Here is a 17560-nt window from a genome sequence, read left to right as displayed (position 1 = left end):
ACGCGGCACGGGGCTCGCCGGGTGGTGCTCAGCCGTCAGCCGTCAGCCGTCAACACAACTGCCGGCCTCCGCCCGGCGGCCCGGCCTCCCCAGCCCTGAGCCCTGAGCCCTCAGCCCTGAGCCCTCAGCCGGACGTGGTGCCCGTCGGCGCCGAGGCCGTCGGTGTCTCCTTGATGCCGTTCACGACGGCGCGGTTCATGATCGCGCTGGTGTACACCACCGTGCCGGGCCGGATCAGGCCACCGTCGCCGCCGTTCGCCCTCACCTGGACCGAGCGCTCACCCAGATAGACATGCGTCTTCTCGTCGAAGATCCACTCCATCCGCTGCCCGGAGGTCTCGTCCAGCCGGGCCACCGCCACCCCGTGCCGGCCCGCCGCGTCCACCGCGTCCGGCACCCTGACCACACCGGGGATCTTCGCCGCGGCCCTGAACAGGGCCGAGTACAGCTCCGCCGGGGGGTAGCTCTCGCTGAGCAGATCGCCGATGGTGGTGAAGGCCTGCTGGTCCGGGCTGTTGCCCTGGCCCCTGGTGTCCCGGTAGATCTTCGCCAGCAGTACGTCGGGGTCGGTGGGCAGCGCGGCGAGGAAGTCGTACGACGGCGCCCCCATGTGGGCCACCGGGACATCGCCCTTCTCGTCGGGCAGGCTCAGCGTCTCGCCCTCGGGACCGTCGTTGACGGCGGGGTCGATCAGCCAGCCCCTGGTGCCGTCGGCGGACTTCCAGATCCTGCGCGGGTGCAGCTCGTCGCTGACCAGGCTGGTCCGGTCGTCGACGGTCCTCTCATGGGTGTTGGCGGTCAGCGACTCGATGTAGACGTACTGGCCGGGCCCGACCGAGGGGGTGGAGCCGTCGGCCGCGGCCAGCGAGATCTGGTCGAGGAGCTGGGGCACGCCCTCGGTGGTGCCGGTGCCGATCCGGGTGGTCAGGAGGGGACCGGAGGCGACACCGCGCCCGCTCCCGCCCGTGCCACCGCCACCGCCGTCGGTGTCGGTGCCGTACATCCGTACGCCGACGACGGCGCCGCCGAGGACGACCGCGCCCGCGAGGGCCAGCGCCATCGCGGGCAGCACGGTCATGCCACGGAGTGAGCGCGGGAACCGCCGTGCCGGTGCGTCCCCCCGGGCCGCCGTACGGTCGCCTCCCGTACGGTCTTCCGTCGGACGCTCTTGCTGCTGAAGCTGGATACGGGCCATCAGACGCTCCTTGTGGAACTGGTGACGGCCCGCGGGCAGGTCCCGTTCCGCCGAGGGCAGGAGCTGGGCGCTCTCCTCCCACTCGGCCGGAGTCTGCCGGGACGGGTTCGCGTTCATCGGATTCCTTCCTGTGCGGGCCGGACCGCGGTCGCGCGGTCGCCTCTTGTCTGTCCGGGACCCGCACCGGGTTCCCGATCCCCGCGCACGGGGGAGGACGGCCGCCCCGCCCCCGACCTGTACCCCGCCCCCGACCTCGACCCCGCCGCCGTCCCCGCTCCCGTCCCCGGCGCCACCTCGGACGCCGACGCCGACGGCGACGCCGCTCCCGGCACGGCCAGTTCGGCGTCGGCGAGCTTGCGCAGCTTGGCGCGGGCCCGGGAGAGCCGGGAGCGGACCGTACCGACCGGGACACCGAGCGCCTCGGCCGCGGCGGTGTACTCCAGTCCCTCCCACAGACACAGGGCCAGGACCTCGCGCTCCGGTCTGCGCAGCGCGGCCAGCGCGGTGAGCGCGGCGGCCAGCCGCCGACGGTCGTCGAGCCGGCCGGCCACCTCCTCGGCGTGGTCGGGCACGGCGGTCTCGGCCCGCGCGGCGGCGAGGGCCGCGGCCCGGTAACGCCGGTTGCTCCGGGTCTGGTTGCGCGCGGAGTTGGTGGCGATCCCCAGCAGCCAGAGCCGCAACGACCCGCCCTCGGGATCCACCCGGTCCCGCAGCCGCCAGGCTTCCATGAAGGTCGCGGCCATCACATCCTCCGCCGTGGCCCAGTCGGCCGTCAGCCGGAAGGCATGGTTGTAGACCGTGCGCGCATAGCTGTCGAACAGCTCCGCGAACGCACTCGACTCCCCGGCCCGCACCCGGGTACGCATATCTGTGCTCACCCCCCTGAGCTGTCCACCACACCCCTCGAAGTTCCCATGACCGCCGTCACACGAGCCCCCGGGAGCCCGGCTCAGGGCCCGAAGCGAAGCGGGCCGGGAATCAGGGGGCGGATTTCCCGCGTATTGCCGCTGCTTACAGCGACCCTTTCCTTACACAATGACAACTTCGTTTGCTGACAGTAGAGTTGGTGGTTCGTCAGAAACCTGGGGGCAGGGCCGGTGTCGGGGGGACACAGTGACAGCGGGAAAAATGGCGTGTGAACCGTTCTTAGGGCCGAGGCCCGGGTGTTTTCACTGAAATGATCATTTCCGGCGAAATCAGCGTGTCAGGTGTCGTGGGCGCCAGGGAGCAGGAGAGCTTCACGGCCCGGCGTACGTCCACGGCGACCCACACCGGGGGCAATCCGCACACCGAGGAACACGCGACCGTCCTGCCGGCCGAGGCGGAGGCCGCCGTCGCGCGGATCGTCCCGCGCGTCGCCGTGCGCAATCTGCCCACCGCGGCGACGGAGAATCTGGTCGGCCGCGGCGACGCCCTGGCGCGGATCCGTGAGGCGCTGGACGCCGGGGCCGGAGTGGGGGTCATCACCCAGGCCGCCACGCTGCGCGGGCTCGGCGGCGTGGGCAAGACCTCGCTCGCGCTGCACTACGCCAACAGCCGCCTCGACGAATACAGCGTGGTCTGGTGGATCGCCGCCGAGACCGAGGAGCAGATCGGGTCCGCACTCGCCGATCTGGCCGTCTATCTCTACCCGGACTGGGCTCTGACCGCCTCGCCCAAGGAACGCACCGAATGGGCGCTGCGCTGGCTGCGCCATCACGCCGGCCGCTGGCTGCTCGTCTACGACAACGCCGAGAACCCGATATCCCTCAACCCCTCCATAGGCCGTCTGCTCGGCCGCGGCCATCAACTGGTGACCAGCCGGCTGGCGACCGGATGGCACGAGCGGGCCCGGGTGGTGAGCCTGGACGTGCTGGACGGGACGGACTCCGTGGACCTGCTCTGCCGGGTCGCCCTGCCCGATCGCGCGGTCGGTGCCGAGGAGCGGCGGGAGGCGGGCGGGCTCGCCGCCGATCTGGGGCATCTGCCGCTGGCCCTGGCGCAGGCGGCGGCCTATCTGCGGCAGACGGGGATCACCTTCGCCGAGTACCGGTCGAGGCTCAGCACCACACCGGACGCCCTGTGGGACGCGGAGGCGGTCGACAGCCAGGTCGCCGAGACCATCGGCCGGATCTGGCAGACGAGCCTGCCGTCGATCCGCAGCCGTAAGCCGTTCGCCGTGGAACTGCTGAACACCCTGGTCTGGTACGCGCCGGAGGCACTGCCCCTGGACGTTCTGCGGCCGCTCGACGCGGACGGCCATCCCGTGACGGACGCGCTGAGCGTGCTCGCCGGCTACGGCCTGATCACGCTGGGCCCGGAGACGGTCACCGTCCACCGGCTGCTCCAGGCGGCGTTACGGGCCGGGGCCCCCGATGTCGCCTCGCGCGAACAGGCCAAGCTGGTCATGGCGCGTGCCCTGGCCGAGGACACTCCGGCGGACGCCTCGGACGCCTCGGACCCGGCGGACGCCTCGCACCCGGCCGACGCTTCGGACGTCGCTGACCCGGCCGACCCCGCCGACCCGGCGCCCACGGAGGCCAACTCCGACTCCGAGGCCGAAGCCGACTCCGAGACCGAGGCCGAGGAGAGACAGCGGCGCCGCCTCGCCCTGCTGCCGCACATCCGCTCCCTGGCCGCCACCGACGCCTCCCCGGTGCCCGAACCCCGTGTCATCGAGATGTACCGGCGCGCGGCCGAGCAACTCGTCGCCCGTGAGCAGAAGGTGCTCGCCCTGCCGCTGCTGGAGGCGGTGGTCGACGGCCGGACCCGGTTGCTGGGGGTGGACCACCCCGACACCCTCGACAGCCGTGACACCCTGGCCGAGATCCACAGCAAGGCGGGCGATCCCGCCAGGGCGGTCACGCTCTGCCAGGACGTCTGGCTGGACCGGGTCCGTGTCCTCGGTCCGCTCGATCCCTCGACGCTCCGCAGCCACGACAACCTCGCCTACGCCTACCGCAAGGCGGACGACCCCCTGCGTTCCGTGAGGGAGTTCGAGGCGGTCGCCGCTCAGCGCGCCGAGGTCCTGGGGCCCGACGACCCCGCCGCCCTCGCGAGCCGTAACGCCCTCGCCTACGCGCGCCAGACCGCGGGGCAGCACGCCGACGCCGTACGGGACTTCGAGTCCGTCGTCAACGACCGCTCGCGCGTGCTGGGGAAGGACCACCGCGACACCCTGGCCAGCCGGAACAATCTCGCGTACGCCCATCTGGAGGCGGGCCACCACGCCCTGGCGCTGGAGCTGTACGCGCAGGCCGTCGAGGACCGCACCCGCGTCCTGGGCCGTGACCACCCGGACACCCTGACCAGCCGGGGCTGGCTCGCCAACGCCTACGGCGAGGCGGGCGACGACCGGAAGGCGGTCGAGCTGTACACGGCCGTGGCCCAGGACCGCGCCCGGGTCCAGGGCGCCGACCATCCCGACACCCTGAGCAGCCGGAAGGACCTGATCTACGCGCTGAACGCGGCCAGGGGCCCGGCGGCGGCACTGCCCGAGGTCAAGGCCCTGCTGGCCGACTTCGTCAGGGCGATGGGCCCGGACCACCCCGACACCCTCGACGTACGCGACGACCTGGCGTTCGTGTACCGGGAGGCGCGCGACTTCACCGAGGCCCTGACCCTGTACACCCGGCTCGCCGCGGACTTCAAGCGGGTCAGGGGACCCGAGCACTCCCAGACCCTGCGCGCGCGGAGCGTGCTCGCTTACGCGCGTCTGCTCTCGGGCGACAGCCGGCAGGCCATCAGGGACTACGAACTGCTCCTCGCCGACCGCCGGCGGGTCCAGGGCGTGGACCATCCCTCCACACTCGCCACCCGCGCGAGCCTGGCGACCGCCCACTGGTGGATCAGCGACTACCGGCGGGCGGTGTCCCTGTTCGAGGCGCTGATCGCCGACCGGGTCCGGGTGCTGGGGCCCCGCCACCCCGATGTGTTCCACACCCGGGACTTCCTCGCGTACTCCCACAAGCTGGCCGGCGACCACCTCACGGCGGTGAGCGCGTTCCGGAGCCTGGTCGACGACCTCACCGAGGCGTACGGCCCGGACCATCCGGAGGTGCTGTCCGCCCGGGAATCCCTCGGCCGGGCCCATGACAGGGCGGGCAACCACCGGGAGGCGATCGAGCTCTTCACGGCCCTGATCGAGGACGTCACCCGCGTACAGGGGCCCGACCACCCCCGGGCGCTGAGTGCCAAGGAGGGGCTCTGCGAGAGCCACCGGTCCGCGGGACACGGGCGGGAGGCGATCGGGCTCGCGGAGGAATTGGTCGCCCTGCGCACCCGGGTCCAGGGGGCCGGTCATCCCGAGGTGCTCGACGCCCGGAGCGCGCTCGGCCACGCCCTCAGATCGGCGGGCGAGTACCGGCGGGCGACACGGCTGTACGAGGAGCTGACCGCCGACCGGACCCGCCTCCAGGGCGCCGGTCATCTCGACACCCTCAGCACCAGGGCGGGTCTGGCCTACACGCACCAGCTCGCCGGCGACCACGGACGGGCCGTCACCGATTTCGAGTCCCTCCTCCACGACCGGGTCCGGCTCCAGGGCGCCGAGCACCCGGCCACTCTCCGCGCGCGGGAGAACCTCGCGTACGCCTGTCTGGAGGCCGGACACCACCGGCGGAGCTTCTCGCTCTACGAGCGGGCCACCGCCGACCGGACCCGTCTCCAGGGCCCCCGCCACCCCGACACCCTGGGCGTGCGGAACGCACTGGCGGGCGCGTACCTGCGGACCGGGGACTCCCGGCGGGCCATCGCGGCCCTGGAGTCGGTGGTCGCCGACCGGCTGGAGGAGCAGGGCGCGGACCATCCCGCGACGCTCTCCGCACGGCAGGACCTGGCCACCGCCCACCGTCAGGCGAGCGACTACCGCAAGGCCGTCGCGCTCTACGAACGGCTCGTGGCCGACCATGTCCGTATCCAGGGCGGCGACCACCAGAACACGCTGGCCGTCCGCACCTGGCTCGCTTTCACCTATCAGCTCGCGAAGGACTACGAGCGGGCGACGGCCGAGTACGACGCGCTCGTCGAGGACTACCGCCGGGCCAGGGGCGTGGATCATCCGGCCACGCTCGCCGCCCGGGAGAACCTGGCCTTCGTCTGCCGGATGGCGCGTCAGTACGGGCGGGCCGTCTCCCTCGAACGTGACCTTGTCGAGGACCGGGTCAGGATCCAGGGCCCGGACCATCCCGACACCCTCGACGCCCGCAAATACCTCGCCTACAGCCTCCAGTCGGCGCAGGACCTCCGCCGTGCGACCGACGTGCTCGCGTCCCTGCTGGCGGACCGGATCCGGATACTGGGCGAGGACCACGAGGAGACACTGGACGCGCGGGCCGATCTGGCCGACGCCTGGTGGGACGCGGGCGACCTCCCTCGGACGGTCGAGGCGTTCGAGGCACTCGTGGCCGACCAGACGCGTCTGCACGGGGCCGACCACCCGGACACCCTCTACGCGCGCGCCCAGCTCGGCTACGCCTACCGTGCCTCCGGGCAGTACGACCGGTCGGCGGACTTCCAGGACCGGCTGGTCGCGGACCGGGTCCGGATCCACGGCGCGGAACATCCCGCCGCACTGGGCAGCCGCGCGGCACGCACCCGGGTGCTCGTGCTGACCGGCAGGTACCGGGCCGCCATCGGCGAGCTCACCGAGCTGGTCGACATCCGCTCCCGGATCAACGGCGTGGACCACACCCACACCCTGGACACCAGGACCGATCTCGCGTTCTGTCTCCGTGCGGCCGGTGACGTCCGCAAAGCGGCCGAGCTGCTGGAGGACGTGGTCTCCGACTGCCGCCGGGTGTACGGGGACACGCACCGCAGGACGCTGCGTGCCCTGGGCCGGCTCGCACTCGTTCACACACAGACCGGTCTGCCGGGCCGGTCCGTCGAGATCTGTGAGCGAGTGGTGGACGACTACACCCGGCTGCTGGGGCCCGACCACCTGGATGTGCTCGACAGCCGGGAGGCGCTGGCGTACGCACTCCTCCAGAGCGGTGAGCCGCGACGGGCCGCCGCCCTCTACGAGGCGGTCGTCGCGGACCGTTCGCGCGTCTTCGGCCTGGGCTTTCCCGGCACCGTGGAAGGCCTGGCCCGGCTCCACCGGGAGGGGAGCGCGGAGACGGACGACGCGTTCGTCACCACGGTCGTGGTCTGCGCGGAGCAGCCGCGCGACGGCTTTCCCAGCGCGGTCGAGTGCCTCGCCAGGTCCTACGGCGAGGCGGGTGACTGGGCGAGCGCCATCCGGCTGCTGGAGGCCGTGCGCGCGGGCCGTGAGCGGGTGTTCGGCCCCGGTCATCCCCAGACACTGGACAGCAGGACCGAACTGGCCGTCGCCCGCGCGCGGTCGGGCGAGGACGGCATGGGCCGCGACTTCGAGGAACTGCTGAGCGCGTGGGAAGGGGTGCTCGGGCCCGACCATCCCCGGCTCGACTCCCTGCGGCTCGAATTCGCCCAGTTGAGCCCGGCCTGGGTGCCCAGGGTCACCCTGCTCGCCGAGGCACGCGTCGGGCAGGCCGTCCCGATCGAGATGAGGCTGGAACGGCCGGTATCCGGAACGGAAGCGGGAGCCGGAGCGGGAGCGAAATCCGGCACGGGAGCGGGAGCCGGAGCCGAGGCCGGGGCGGGAGCCGAGGCCGGGGCGGGAGCCGAGGCCGGGGCGGGAGCCGAGGCCGGAGTGGAGTCCGAAGCCGCGTCCGGGGCCGAAGCCGGGGCCGGGTCCGAAGCCGCGTCCGGGGCCGTCGCGGACCGGGGAACGGAGAGCCTGCCGCCCCTGCTGGTGGTCGTGGGCGTCGAGTCGCGGGCGGCCGTCGAACCACCGGTCGCGGAGTACGTGCCGGGCTCGGCCCCGCCCCGCTTCGACTTCACGGCCGCCGAACCGGGCGCCCACCGTATCCGCTTCACCGTGTACGACCGGGAGTACGGGGTCGTGCTCCAGGACCTGGAAGCGAACTTCGACGTTCCCGCCGCCCCGTAGATCCGGGCACCCCAGGAAGAGACCGCCGGTATGCCTCAAGACGCCACCATCGTGATTCGGCACAATCCCTCGCTGCACTACGCCGATGCCGCGCTGCCGCCGCGAGGAGGCGCGGGAGGGCCGCGCGCACGCGGCAAGGAGCCGCTGGATCTCGTCGTCTGGCTCCGCCACGAGGGGCTCGGCAGACTCCGTATCGGGGCCTACACGCCGAGCGAGCGCACCCCGAGAACCGGGACCCATCACGCCGTGCTGAAGATGACCGCCGACGAGGCGCTACGGGGGGCCGGGAGGCTCCGGTCCATCTGGCGCGACCGTCTGGTGCACTACCAGCCCGCCGCGTACGACACCGACGGGTACAGCACCGACGGCTACGCCACCGACACCGGTCCCGTCGGCGGCTTCCCGCTCACCGACTCGGCCGATCTCACCGGCCTGGCGTCCGTGACCGAGCCCCTCACCACCGATCTGGCCGAGGAGGGCTTCGACCTGTTCGACCGTCTCCTCGACGGTCCCGGTCCCGAACTGACCGCCTTCCGGGCCTTCCTGACGGACCAGCTCGGCGGCGACAGGCCCCTGCGCGTCAGCTTCGACTCCGACATCTATCTGCCCTGGCCCATGCTCGCCCTGGACCCCGGGCCGGGCGGCGACCCGTGGAGAGCCTTCCTGGGCCATCGGCACCAGGTCGAGCAGACCGGGCAGTCGTATGTGACGCCGCAGAGGCCGTGGAAGCGGCAGGGGCCGGTGCCGGTCACCAGTCTCAACACCGACTCCACCCTGGAATCCGTGGGCCGGGCGCCCGAGGTGCGCAAACTCCTCGAAGAACGGTCCAGTCTGACCGTGTGCACCGAGTCCGGGCCGTTCCTGGAGGCGCTCGGCGGAGCCGTGCTGGACGACGACGTGATGTATTTCTGGTGCCACGGTCACTTCGTGGCCAACGGATCGCCCCATCCGCATCTCGCCGTCCGGCTCTCCGACAACCGCGACATCGACGCCGAACTCGTACGGCGGCACCGTCGCCACTTCCGGGAGGGCACCGGGCGCTTCACACCGTTCATCCTGCTCAACGCCTGTCACACCGGGCAGATGGCCGACGCGCCCGAACTGGAGCACCTCGGCAAGGCGTTCGTGGGGCTGGGGGCGGACGGGGTGCTCGGGCCGCAGATCGAGATACCCCAGGTGTTCGCCACGGAGTACGCGTACGCCTTCCTGGAGCTGTATCTCACGGGCGAGCACACCGCGGGCGAGATCGCGCGGACGCTCGTGCACCGCTTCGCCGAGGAGTTCCACAACCCGCTGGCCCTCGCCTACTCGCTGCACTGCGGTATCGACAGCAGTCTGGAGATGGCCTCGTGAGACGCGCTTCCCCGCGGCGGCCCGCCACCGCGTCACGGACCCCGGTGCCCCCGGTGCGGAGCCCGGCGCGGACTCCGGTACGGACCGGGCCGCGGCCGGTGGAGGTGGACCTCGACGAACGCGGCAGGCTGCTGGTCACGGGCACCCGCACCCCGGTGCCCGCCAACCGGATCGGCGAGTATCTGGCGCGGAACCTGAGGATCCCGGAGCGCGCCACCGACATCTATGTGTATGTGCACGGCTGGCAGACCGCGCCCGCCACGGCCTCGCGTACGGCGGCGCGCCTCGTCCAGCGGGCGCAGGCGCTGCGCGCGGCCGGCCGGGACCGGTATCCGGGGGTCGCCGGCGCGTACCGCCCCTGGGTCGTCGTGGTGCGCTGGCCCTCCTCCAGCGTCTCCACGCTCGGCGGGTTCCGGCGGATCCGCGAGCGGGCGCACGCCATGAGCGCCCTCGGGACCGGCCACGCGCCGTTCGTACTCGCCCATCTGCTGGGCTATTTGGATGTGCACCGGGCACATCCCGGGAATCCGGCGGTGCTCGCCAACCGCGCGGGCCAGTATCTGCATCTCGTCGGGCACTCGTTCGGCGGGCGGTTCCTGTGCGAGGCCGTCCAGTGGGCGACGGAACGGCCCGTACAGCCGCGTGTCCTCGGCTGGAGCACACCGGCGGACCCCCGGCGGCCGTTCACCGTGGACAGCGCGCTGATCTTCCAGATGGCCGCGCCGCGCGACGCCTTCGTCCGCCATTTCGCGGCGCTGTTCCCGTCGGGCGGCGCGCCGGGGGCGCCGCTGCGCGGCCCGCTCGTCCTGACCCACTCCCGCTGGGACCGGGCCACGGGCTTCTGGCATCTGCGGGCGGAGGGAGAGCCGGGGATCGGACACTCGGGCACCGGAGCGACGCCGGTGCCCCAGTCCTCGATCCGCATGCTCACCACCGGCACGGCGTACGAGCGGCGGGCGCTCGACCACCGGATCGTGAACGTGGACGCGGGCTGGCTCTACCGGGGTGGCTGGAAGAGCAAGTTGTCGCCCGCCGGGGCGCACTCGGACTTCCAGCACCCGGAGTCCGCCCATCTGCTGCTCTCACTCGCCTCGCTCTCCCGCTGAGGCGCCGCCCGCTGAGGCGCCGTCGTCTCCCGCGCGGGTGCGGCGGGTGCGGTCTGGGGCGGTCCGGGGGGGGCGGACCGCGGGCGGTCCGGGGCGGTCAGTACTGGAGCGTGGTGGCGACGTCGTGGCCGATGCGTTCGACCGCCGCGAGATCGAGGCCGTAGTGCACATAGCGGCCGTTGCGTTCCACCCGCACCAGACCCAGATCGCGCAGGGTGCGCAGATGGCGGGAGACCTGCGGGCGCGTCATCGACAGCCGGTCCGCGAGGTCGGCGGTGGTCATCGACTGACGGGCGATCAGCCGGCACAGCCGTACCCGGCGCGGGTCGGTCAGCGCCAGCATGCGGCTGCGGGCCAGCGTGATGCCCACCACCGGGGCGTCGACCGGGAAGTGCACGACGGGCGGCAGGCCCGGCTCGTCCTTGACGACGAGATGCGGCGCGCCGTACACGGTGGGGATGAGCAGCACCGGTGTACGGACCGGGCTGATCACCGCGTGGTGCACCTTGTCGAAGACGACCCGCTGCGGGTCGGCGAACCGGGCGCTGGACGGGCTCAGTGAGACCAGCGCGGCGGCCGGGCCGTCGTTCGCCAGCCGCTGCCGTACCCGGTGCGCGGCGCGGGTGAGGGAGGGTTCCGTCGCGGCCCACAGCGTGTCGAAGAAGACGGCGCGGCACAGGTCGAGGAAGCGCAGGACGTCCGCGCGCAGCGCCTCCGGGCCGCGCAGCAGTTCCTCGGCGAGGGCGAGATGCGGTTCGGGCAGTCCGGAGGCGGCGTGGCGCAGCGCGGCGGCCTGACGGGGCTCGTGCAGCAGACGGTCGAAGGCGAAGCCGCGGTAGCCGCTGGCGCAGGCGTACGCGGTGAGTTCGGCGAACCGGTCGAGGGGGAGCCGGGCCAGGGCCGGTAACCGGGCGGCCGGCCCCGGCCCCGGTGCCGCGCCGGGACCGGGTCCCGGCCCGTGCGCCGGTCCCGGCCCCGGCCTCCGCCCCGGTGCCGCGCCGGCGGCGAGCGGTCCGTCGAGCCCGGTGTAGAAACCCCGCCAGCGCAGCGCCGTCCACAGCGGTGCGAAGCGCCGGAGCCCCGCCAGAAAGGCGGGCGGGGCGGTACCGGCGATCTCCCGGGCCCAGGGCGCGCGATCGGCGTGGTGTCCGTGTTCGGTGAGGACGTGCAGACACGCGGCCAGCTCAGCCAGCGGGGACACCGCGACGGTGAAGCGGCCGGGAACGGCCCCTTCCAGGACAATCACGACCGACATGGGCGGAGTGTACGGGCGGCGGCTCCGGTCCCTCCAGCGGCGGGAGCGGCGGGACCGGCGGGAGCGGCCGGGCCGACGGGAGCGGCCGGACCGGCGCCGGCCGTGGACCCCGCGTGCGCCGGGGCCGTCTCCTGCGGACGCGCTGCCGTCTCCTCCGGGCGCGCTGCCGCCTCCCCGGGGCGCGCCGTCGCGGTCTCCTCCGGCGCCGCCGCCTCTTCCCTCGGCGCCGTCTCCTCCGCACAGGCCTCGGCCGCCCGGCACTTCGCCCCCGTCCCCGCCAGGAACTCCGCCCGCGCCGCCGCCAGGACCTCCGGGTCCGTGACCAGATCGGTGACGACCCGGGCCAGCCCCGCCGCCGCGATCCCCGTCCGCTCGTGCGCGAGGTCCGTCACCGACGCCGCGGTCATGGCCTCGGAGTGGCTGGGCGTACCGAGCGCGGCGGTCTGGACGTACGGATGGATGACGGGCAGCAGATGGGAGAGATTGCCGATGTCGGAGGAGCCCGCCGGGGTGTCCGGGTCGCCGGGCGCGATGTCCAGGCCCAGCGCGCGCACCGTGGCGGCGAACCGCTCGGCGAGCACCATGTTGTTCCGGCGCTCCGCGTACAGCGGGCCGGTCTCGGTGATCTCCGCCTCGGTCTCGGTGGCGAGCGCCGCGCCCCTGGCCGCCTTGCGGACCCGTTCGGCCAGCGCCTCGGCCGACGCGGCCGTACGGTCCCTCACGTAGAAGTCCACCGCGGCGCTGTCCGGGACCACGTTCGGGGCCTGTCCGCCGTCCGAGACGATGCCGTGCACCCGCGCGGTCGGCGGCATGAACTGACGCATCGCGTCGAGGGCGTTGAGGAAGAGCTGGGCCGCCGCCAGCGCGCTGCGGCCCTCCCACGGGGACTTCGCCGCGTGCGCGCTCACCCCCGTGAAGCGGGCCCGCAGATGCGCCGCCGCCAGCCCTTCCTGGGCGGTCAGCGAGCGGTCGCCCGGGTGGAACATCACCGCGGCGTCCACGCACTCGAAGACTCCGGCGCGGGCCAGTCTCACCTTGCCCGCGCCGCCCATCTCCTCACCGGGCGTGCCGATGACGGCGATGGTCCCGGGGTGGCCGGGCAGGGCACGCACGGCGGCGATCGCGGCGGCGGCGCCCCCGGCCGCGATGAGGTTGTGGCCGCAGCCGTGCCCGATACCGGGCAGCGCGTCGTACTCCACGAGCACGGCGATGTACGGACCGGGCGCGCTCCCCCGGTGCGTCGCCACGAACGCGGTGTCCAGGCCCCCGGCCGGTGCCTCGATCCGGAAGCCCGACTCCGCCAGCCAACTGGTCAGGACCCGCTGGGCGTACACCTCGGCGAACTTCAGCTCAGGCCGTGCGTGGAGGGCGCGGCTCACCTTCTCCATCCGGGGCCGCACGAGGGCGATCGCGGCGGCGAGCGTCCGCGCCACGGGGTCGGGGGCGACAGCGTCGGGGGCCACGGGATCGGCGGCCGCGGGGCCGGGGGCGGGCGTGCGGGTGGTGGATGTGGTGGTGGATGTCGTGCTACCGGACATGAGGGGCTCCCGCCGTACGAGGTGATGGATCGTCACGTACGAAGAGACTGCGGCCGCCGGCGCTCCGGCGGTCTCGGGTTACCGCGCCCCAGGTAACCCCCGGGGCCGGAAGGGAGCGTTCCGCCCTTTGTTTCGCGTTTTTCGAAGGCGCAGGTCAGGGCCTTTGGGCGACATATCCGGTGCGTCATCGTTCAGTCCGTTTTCGATGACGTCGAGATCAAAAATATGAAACATCTGAGTTTCCTTGCCCAAAATAGATAGTTGAGATGTGAACGTTTGCCCGGCTCTCGATCAATCGATGCACCGCGTCCCCGGACGCGCCGCGCGTGGACGGCTGTCGCCCGCGCGCTCGAAAGTGAGGTCAGGCACTCGTGGACATACCAAGACCCTCGCGGACGCGTCTGCGTCCGCTCGCCGCCGGCGTCGCGGGACTGGTGGCGCTGGGCGCGCTGTCGGTACTCACGGCCCCGGTCGCCTCCGCCGCGCCGCCGGCCGATTCACCCGTGGTCCGCTCGGGCGACGGATGGACCGTCTCCCGGGCGGCCGGCGGTTATGTCGTGTCGCTGAAGCTGGACGCCCCCCTCCCGGTCAAGGGCGACCTGCCCGAACTCGTCGCGGACGGGACGGATCTGGGTCCGGCCAAGGAGTCCGCCGACGGGCGGACCCTGACGGTCACGACGGCCGACGACTCGGTGGCCTCGGCCGACGAGATCGGCTGGCAGTGGTCCAGCGGCGGCGACAGCACCGCCACCGGACCCACCACCCTGATCTCGCCGTCGGCCCAGGCCAAGGCGCGGAAGCTGACGGAGTCCAGGGCCCTGGTGGAGGACGAGGCCCCCGACACGTCGGCCGACGACCCCACGACCATCGGCAAGGGCTCCTACACGATCGCCGACTACGACTTCGGCGCGCAGTCGGTCCCGCTCGCCGACATCGGCGGCATACGCGGTGAGTTCCAGGGGCGCATCTATCTGCCGACCGACGGCAGGCCGCACCCGGTGGCGATCTTCCTGCACGGCCGCCACAGCTCCTGTTACAACCTCACCACCCTGCGCGGCGCGAGCGGCTGGCCCTGTGCGCCGGGCACCGCGCCGATCCCCAGCTTCGCCGGATACGACGCCGCCGCCGAGGCACTGGCGGCGGACGGCGTGACCGTGGTGTCGGTCTCGGCGAACGCGATCAACGCCAACGACAACCAGCTCTCGCCCGACAACGGCGCCGCCAGCCGCGGTCAGCTCGTCCTCGACACCCTCGCCATGCTGAAGAAGGCCAACGCGGGTCAGCCCGTGGTCCAGCACGACGCGGTGACCGGCCAGGACGTCACGCTGGAGCAGGCGCTGACCGCCGGGGAGGCCACCCACCCCGGCTCGACGCTGAAGGCGTCCCAGCTCGTCGGCTCCATGGACTTCGACTCGATCGGGCTGATGGGCCACTCACGCGGCGGTGAGGGCGTCGTCTCCGCGGCGGCCCTCAACGCGGCCCTGCCGACCCCGTGGAAGATCAAGTCCGTACTCCCGCTCGCCCCGGTCGACTTCACCCGCACCACGCTGCCGGACGTGGTCATGACCACGATGCTGCCGTACTGCGACGGCGATGTCTCCGACCAGCAGGGACAGCACTTCTACGCGGACTCGCGCGACGCGTTCTCGGACGATGTGCTGCGCTCCAACGTCTGGGTCATGGGCGCCGACCACAACTTCTTCAACTCGCAGTGGACCCCGCCGTCCCCGGGCGGCTCGGACGACTGGTCGAACACCGCCGACGCCGTGTGCGGGACCAGCGCCGCGGCCCTGGCCTCCGGCAAGAACATCCGGATCACCGCGGAGCAGCAGTACAAGCTGGGCGCCGCGTACATCGCCGGGTTCTTCCAGGCGACCCTCGGCGGCCGGACCCAGTTCCGGGGCTACTTCGACGGCTCGCAGCTCACCCCGCCGTCGGTGGCCGCCTTCGCCGACGTCCGTACGGTGGCCCAGCAGCCGTCCTCGGCGCGCCGGGACATCACCGCGTTCAAGACCACCAGCCCGCTGATCGGCACCACGTCGACGGCCACGGCCGTGATCTGCGCCAGCAAGTCCGGACGCACCGTGCCGCAGCCGTACCCGCTGTGCACCAATCCGGGCAGCACCCTCACCAACCAGCAGCTCCCGCACTGGACTCCGGCCTCGTTCGCGCCGAACGTGCCGCTGAACGTGATGACGCATCTGACCTGGACGGCGACGACGGGCGCGCTCGGCGTGACCCTGCCGTCCGCCCAGCAGAACGTCTCGGGCTACGACGAGATGACCGTGCACATGTCGCCCGACGAGAGCGTCACCACGGGCACCGACCTCACGCTGAGCGTCGCCGACTCCGCCGGGCACACCTGGAGCAGCCCGGTCTCCGCCCTCAACCCCTGGGGCGTCAGCAGGATGCCGGCCAGCGGGGCGTCACAGCTCGGCAAGATCGTCCTCCAGGAGGTGGCGGTCCCGACCGCGACCCTGGCCGGGGCCGGTCTCGATCTGAAGCACATCACCCGGGTCACCTTCACCGGCGCGGCCGGCGCCGACGCCACCGCGGCCGGCGGTGTGTACCTCTCGGATCTCGTCTTCGCGGACAAGGGCCTGGGCACGCCGAGTCCGCAGAGCCGTCCCGCCGTCAACATCGCCTCGACCAGGACCGAGGAGGGCAACGGCCCGGGTGCCGCCCAGGCCGCCGTCTATCTGTCCCGGCCTGCCGCCACCCCGGTCTCCGCCTATGTGACGGTGGTCGGTTCGGCGACCGGCAAGGTCGGACTGGCGATGCAGGAGGTCACCTTCGCCCCCGGTACGACCTGCCGGACGGTCGACATCCCGGCGTCGGGTGACACCGCGGCCGGAGCGGCCCCCACCACGGCCTACAAGGTCGGGGTGTCCAACTCCAGCGACGCCGTCCTCGGCAGCGGGGACTTCGGCACCATCACCGTGCGCGAGGACGACGGTCTGACCGGTACGGGCACGGCCGCGCCCGCGGTCGGTGTCCAGGGCGACGTCTGTGCGGAGTACGCGGCGCTCGCCGAGCCCGGCAAGCTGACCGTCAGCGACACCAGGCCCGAGCCGGGTGCCACGGTCACGGTCACCGGGGCCGGCTACCGCGACGGCGAGAGCGTGGCGTTCACGCTCGGTTCCGCCGTCCTCGGCAGCGCGGTCGCGGCGAGCGACGGCACGGTGTCCTTCCAGGGCGCCGTCCCGGCGGACCAGCCGTACGGGAGCGCGACGGTCGGCGCGGTCGGCGCGGGCTCCGGCTACACGGCGACGGCGGGCGTCGAGGTCCTCGCGACCACCACGACGGCGCTCAGCCTCTCCCCGGCCGCGCCAGGCATCGGCAAGGCGGTCACGCTGACGGCGGCGGTCACCGGTCCGGGGTCCGACGGCGGCACGGTGACCTTCCGGGACGGCACCACCGTCCTCGGTACGGCCAAGGCCGCGGGCGGAAAGGCGTCCCTGCGGATCGCGGCCGGCTTCAAGGCCGGGACCCACACCTTCACCGCGGCCTTCGGCGGCACCGCCTCGGCCGACACCTCGGCGTCGGACCCGGTGCAGCTCGTCCTGACCAAGGGCCGCAGCTCCATCGCCATGGCGCTGCCGGTGAAGTCGGTCAGCTACGGTCACGCGGTCTCCGGCATCTTCTCGGTGGCCGGCGCGTCCAACGGGACGGTGAAGGTCTCGTACGGGACCGGATCGCTGACGGCGAAGGTCGGGACGTCGGGAGCGGGCACGTTCAAGCTGCCCGCGTCGCTCTCCGTCGGCGCCCACACGGTGTCCGTGCAGTACCAGGGCACCGACTTCGTGGAGCCCAGCGGGGTCGCCTCGCAGAAGCTCACGGTCGTGAAGGCGAAGACGACGACGTCGCTGACGCTCTCCAAGACCAAACTGGCGCGCGGCGCGTCGCAGACGGTCAAGGTCTCGGTGGCCGGCCACAGCGGCGCCGCCTATCCGACCGGCACGGTCACGGTGACGGCCAAGGCGGGCGGCAAGACCACGACCACCAAGGTGTCCCTGACGGCCGCCAAGAAGGGGGTGCTCAGCTTCACCGTCAAGCTGCCGAAGGTGAAGGGAACGGCGACGGTCACCGCCGTCTACGCCGGGAACGGCAACTTCTCCGCCAGCACCTCGCCCAAGAAGCAGGTGAAGCTGACCTGACCCG

At 72.8% G+C, this 17560-nt stretch carries 8 protein-coding genes; 4 read left to right on the top strand and 4 right to left on the bottom strand.

Annotated elements, in window-relative coordinates; all coding sequences use genetic code 11:
- Nucleotides 1-124: 124 nt before the first annotated feature.
- On the bottom strand, nucleotides 125-1312 hold the full coding sequence (locus ACFYYH_RS24060) for a CU044_5270 family protein (protein WP_388554614.1): 1188 nt from the start codon (nucleotides 1310-1312) through the stop codon (nucleotides 125-127).
- A complete protein-coding gene (locus ACFYYH_RS24055) occupies nucleotides 1309-2061 on the bottom strand; it encodes an RNA polymerase sigma factor (protein WP_388554868.1) in 753 nt (250 codons plus the stop codon). The genes ACFYYH_RS24060 and ACFYYH_RS24055 overlap by 4 nt, the downstream gene beginning before the upstream one ends.
- A gap of 311 nt (nucleotides 2062-2372) precedes the next feature.
- Between ACFYYH_RS24055 and ACFYYH_RS24050 the strand changes: the two genes are divergently transcribed.
- The 3 genes from ACFYYH_RS24050 (at nucleotide 2373) to ACFYYH_RS24040 (ending at nucleotide 10606) form a co-directional block, all read left to right on the top strand.
- The gene (locus ACFYYH_RS24050; RefSeq protein WP_388554611.1) at nucleotides 2373-8147 is read left to right on the top strand and encodes a tetratricopeptide repeat protein; all 5775 of its coding nucleotides are present in this window, start codon (nucleotides 2373-2375) and stop codon (nucleotides 8145-8147) included.
- Nucleotides 8148-8177: 30 nt separating this feature from the next.
- Nucleotides 8178-9500 carry a CHAT domain-containing protein gene (locus ACFYYH_RS24045; protein WP_388554607.1) on the top strand — a complete coding sequence of 441 codons (1323 nt, stop codon included), beginning with the start codon at nucleotides 8178-8180 and terminating at the stop codon, nucleotides 9498-9500.
- A gap of 104 nt (nucleotides 9501-9604) precedes the next feature.
- Nucleotides 9605-10606 (top strand): hypothetical protein, encoded by a 1002-nt coding sequence (locus tag ACFYYH_RS24040; protein WP_388554604.1) that lies wholly within the window; start codon nucleotides 9605-9607, stop codon nucleotides 10604-10606.
- Nucleotides 10607-10703: 97 nt separating this feature from the next.
- On the opposite strand, the gene ACFYYH_RS24035 is transcribed toward ACFYYH_RS24040, so the two are convergent.
- Together ACFYYH_RS24035 and ACFYYH_RS24030 are read right to left on the bottom strand one after the other, a co-directional pair.
- A complete protein-coding gene (locus ACFYYH_RS24035) occupies nucleotides 10704-11861 on the bottom strand; it encodes a DUF5937 family protein (protein ID WP_388554601.1) in 1158 nt (385 codons plus the stop codon).
- Complete coding sequence (locus ACFYYH_RS24030; protein ID WP_388554598.1) at nucleotides 11849-13399, bottom strand: M20 family metallopeptidase; 1551 nt, start codon at nucleotides 13397-13399, stop codon at nucleotides 11849-11851. Before ACFYYH_RS24030 ends, ACFYYH_RS24035 begins: the two co-directional genes overlap by 13 nt.
- Before the next feature lie 371 nt (nucleotides 13400-13770).
- Between ACFYYH_RS24030 and ACFYYH_RS24025 the strand changes: the two genes are divergently transcribed.
- Nucleotides 13771-17556, top strand: a complete 3786-nt coding sequence (locus tag ACFYYH_RS24025; RefSeq protein WP_388554595.1) for an Ig-like domain repeat protein — start codon at nucleotides 13771-13773, stop codon at nucleotides 17554-17556.
- The last annotated feature ends 4 nt before the right edge of the window (nucleotides 17557-17560 follow it).

It is taken from the genome of Streptomyces sp. NPDC002018, from assembly GCF_042890865.1.
GTDB lineage: Bacteria > Actinomycetota > Actinomycetes > Streptomycetales > Streptomycetaceae > Streptomyces.
Note: the sequence above shows the minus strand (reverse complement) of the source record. Positions and strands in the feature narration are given on the sequence as shown.

What these genes read in the sequence shown, in the direction of transcription:
- ACFYYH_RS24060 (WP_388554614.1), bottom strand. Translation starts at nt 1,312, where the DNA reads ATGAACGCGAACCCGTCCCGGCAGACTCCGGCCGAGTGGGAGGAGAGC.
- ACFYYH_RS24055 (WP_388554868.1), bottom strand. Translation starts at nt 2,061, where the DNA reads ATGCGTACCCGGGTGCGGGCCGGGGAGTCGAGTGCGTTCGCGGAGCTG.
- ACFYYH_RS24050 (WP_388554611.1), top strand. Translation starts at nt 2,373, where the DNA reads ATGATCATTTCCGGCGAAATCAGCGTGTCAGGTGTCGTGGGCGCCAGG.
- ACFYYH_RS24045 (WP_388554607.1), top strand. Translation starts at nt 8,178, where the DNA reads ATGCCTCAAGACGCCACCATCGTGATTCGGCACAATCCCTCGCTGCAC.
- ACFYYH_RS24035 (WP_388554601.1), bottom strand. Translation starts at nt 11,861, where the DNA reads ATGTCGGTCGTGATTGTCCTGGAAGGGGCCGTTCCCGGCCGCTTCACC.
- ACFYYH_RS24030 (WP_388554598.1), bottom strand. Translation starts at nt 13,399, where the DNA reads ATGTCCGGTAGCACGACATCCACCACCACATCCACCACCCGCACGCCC.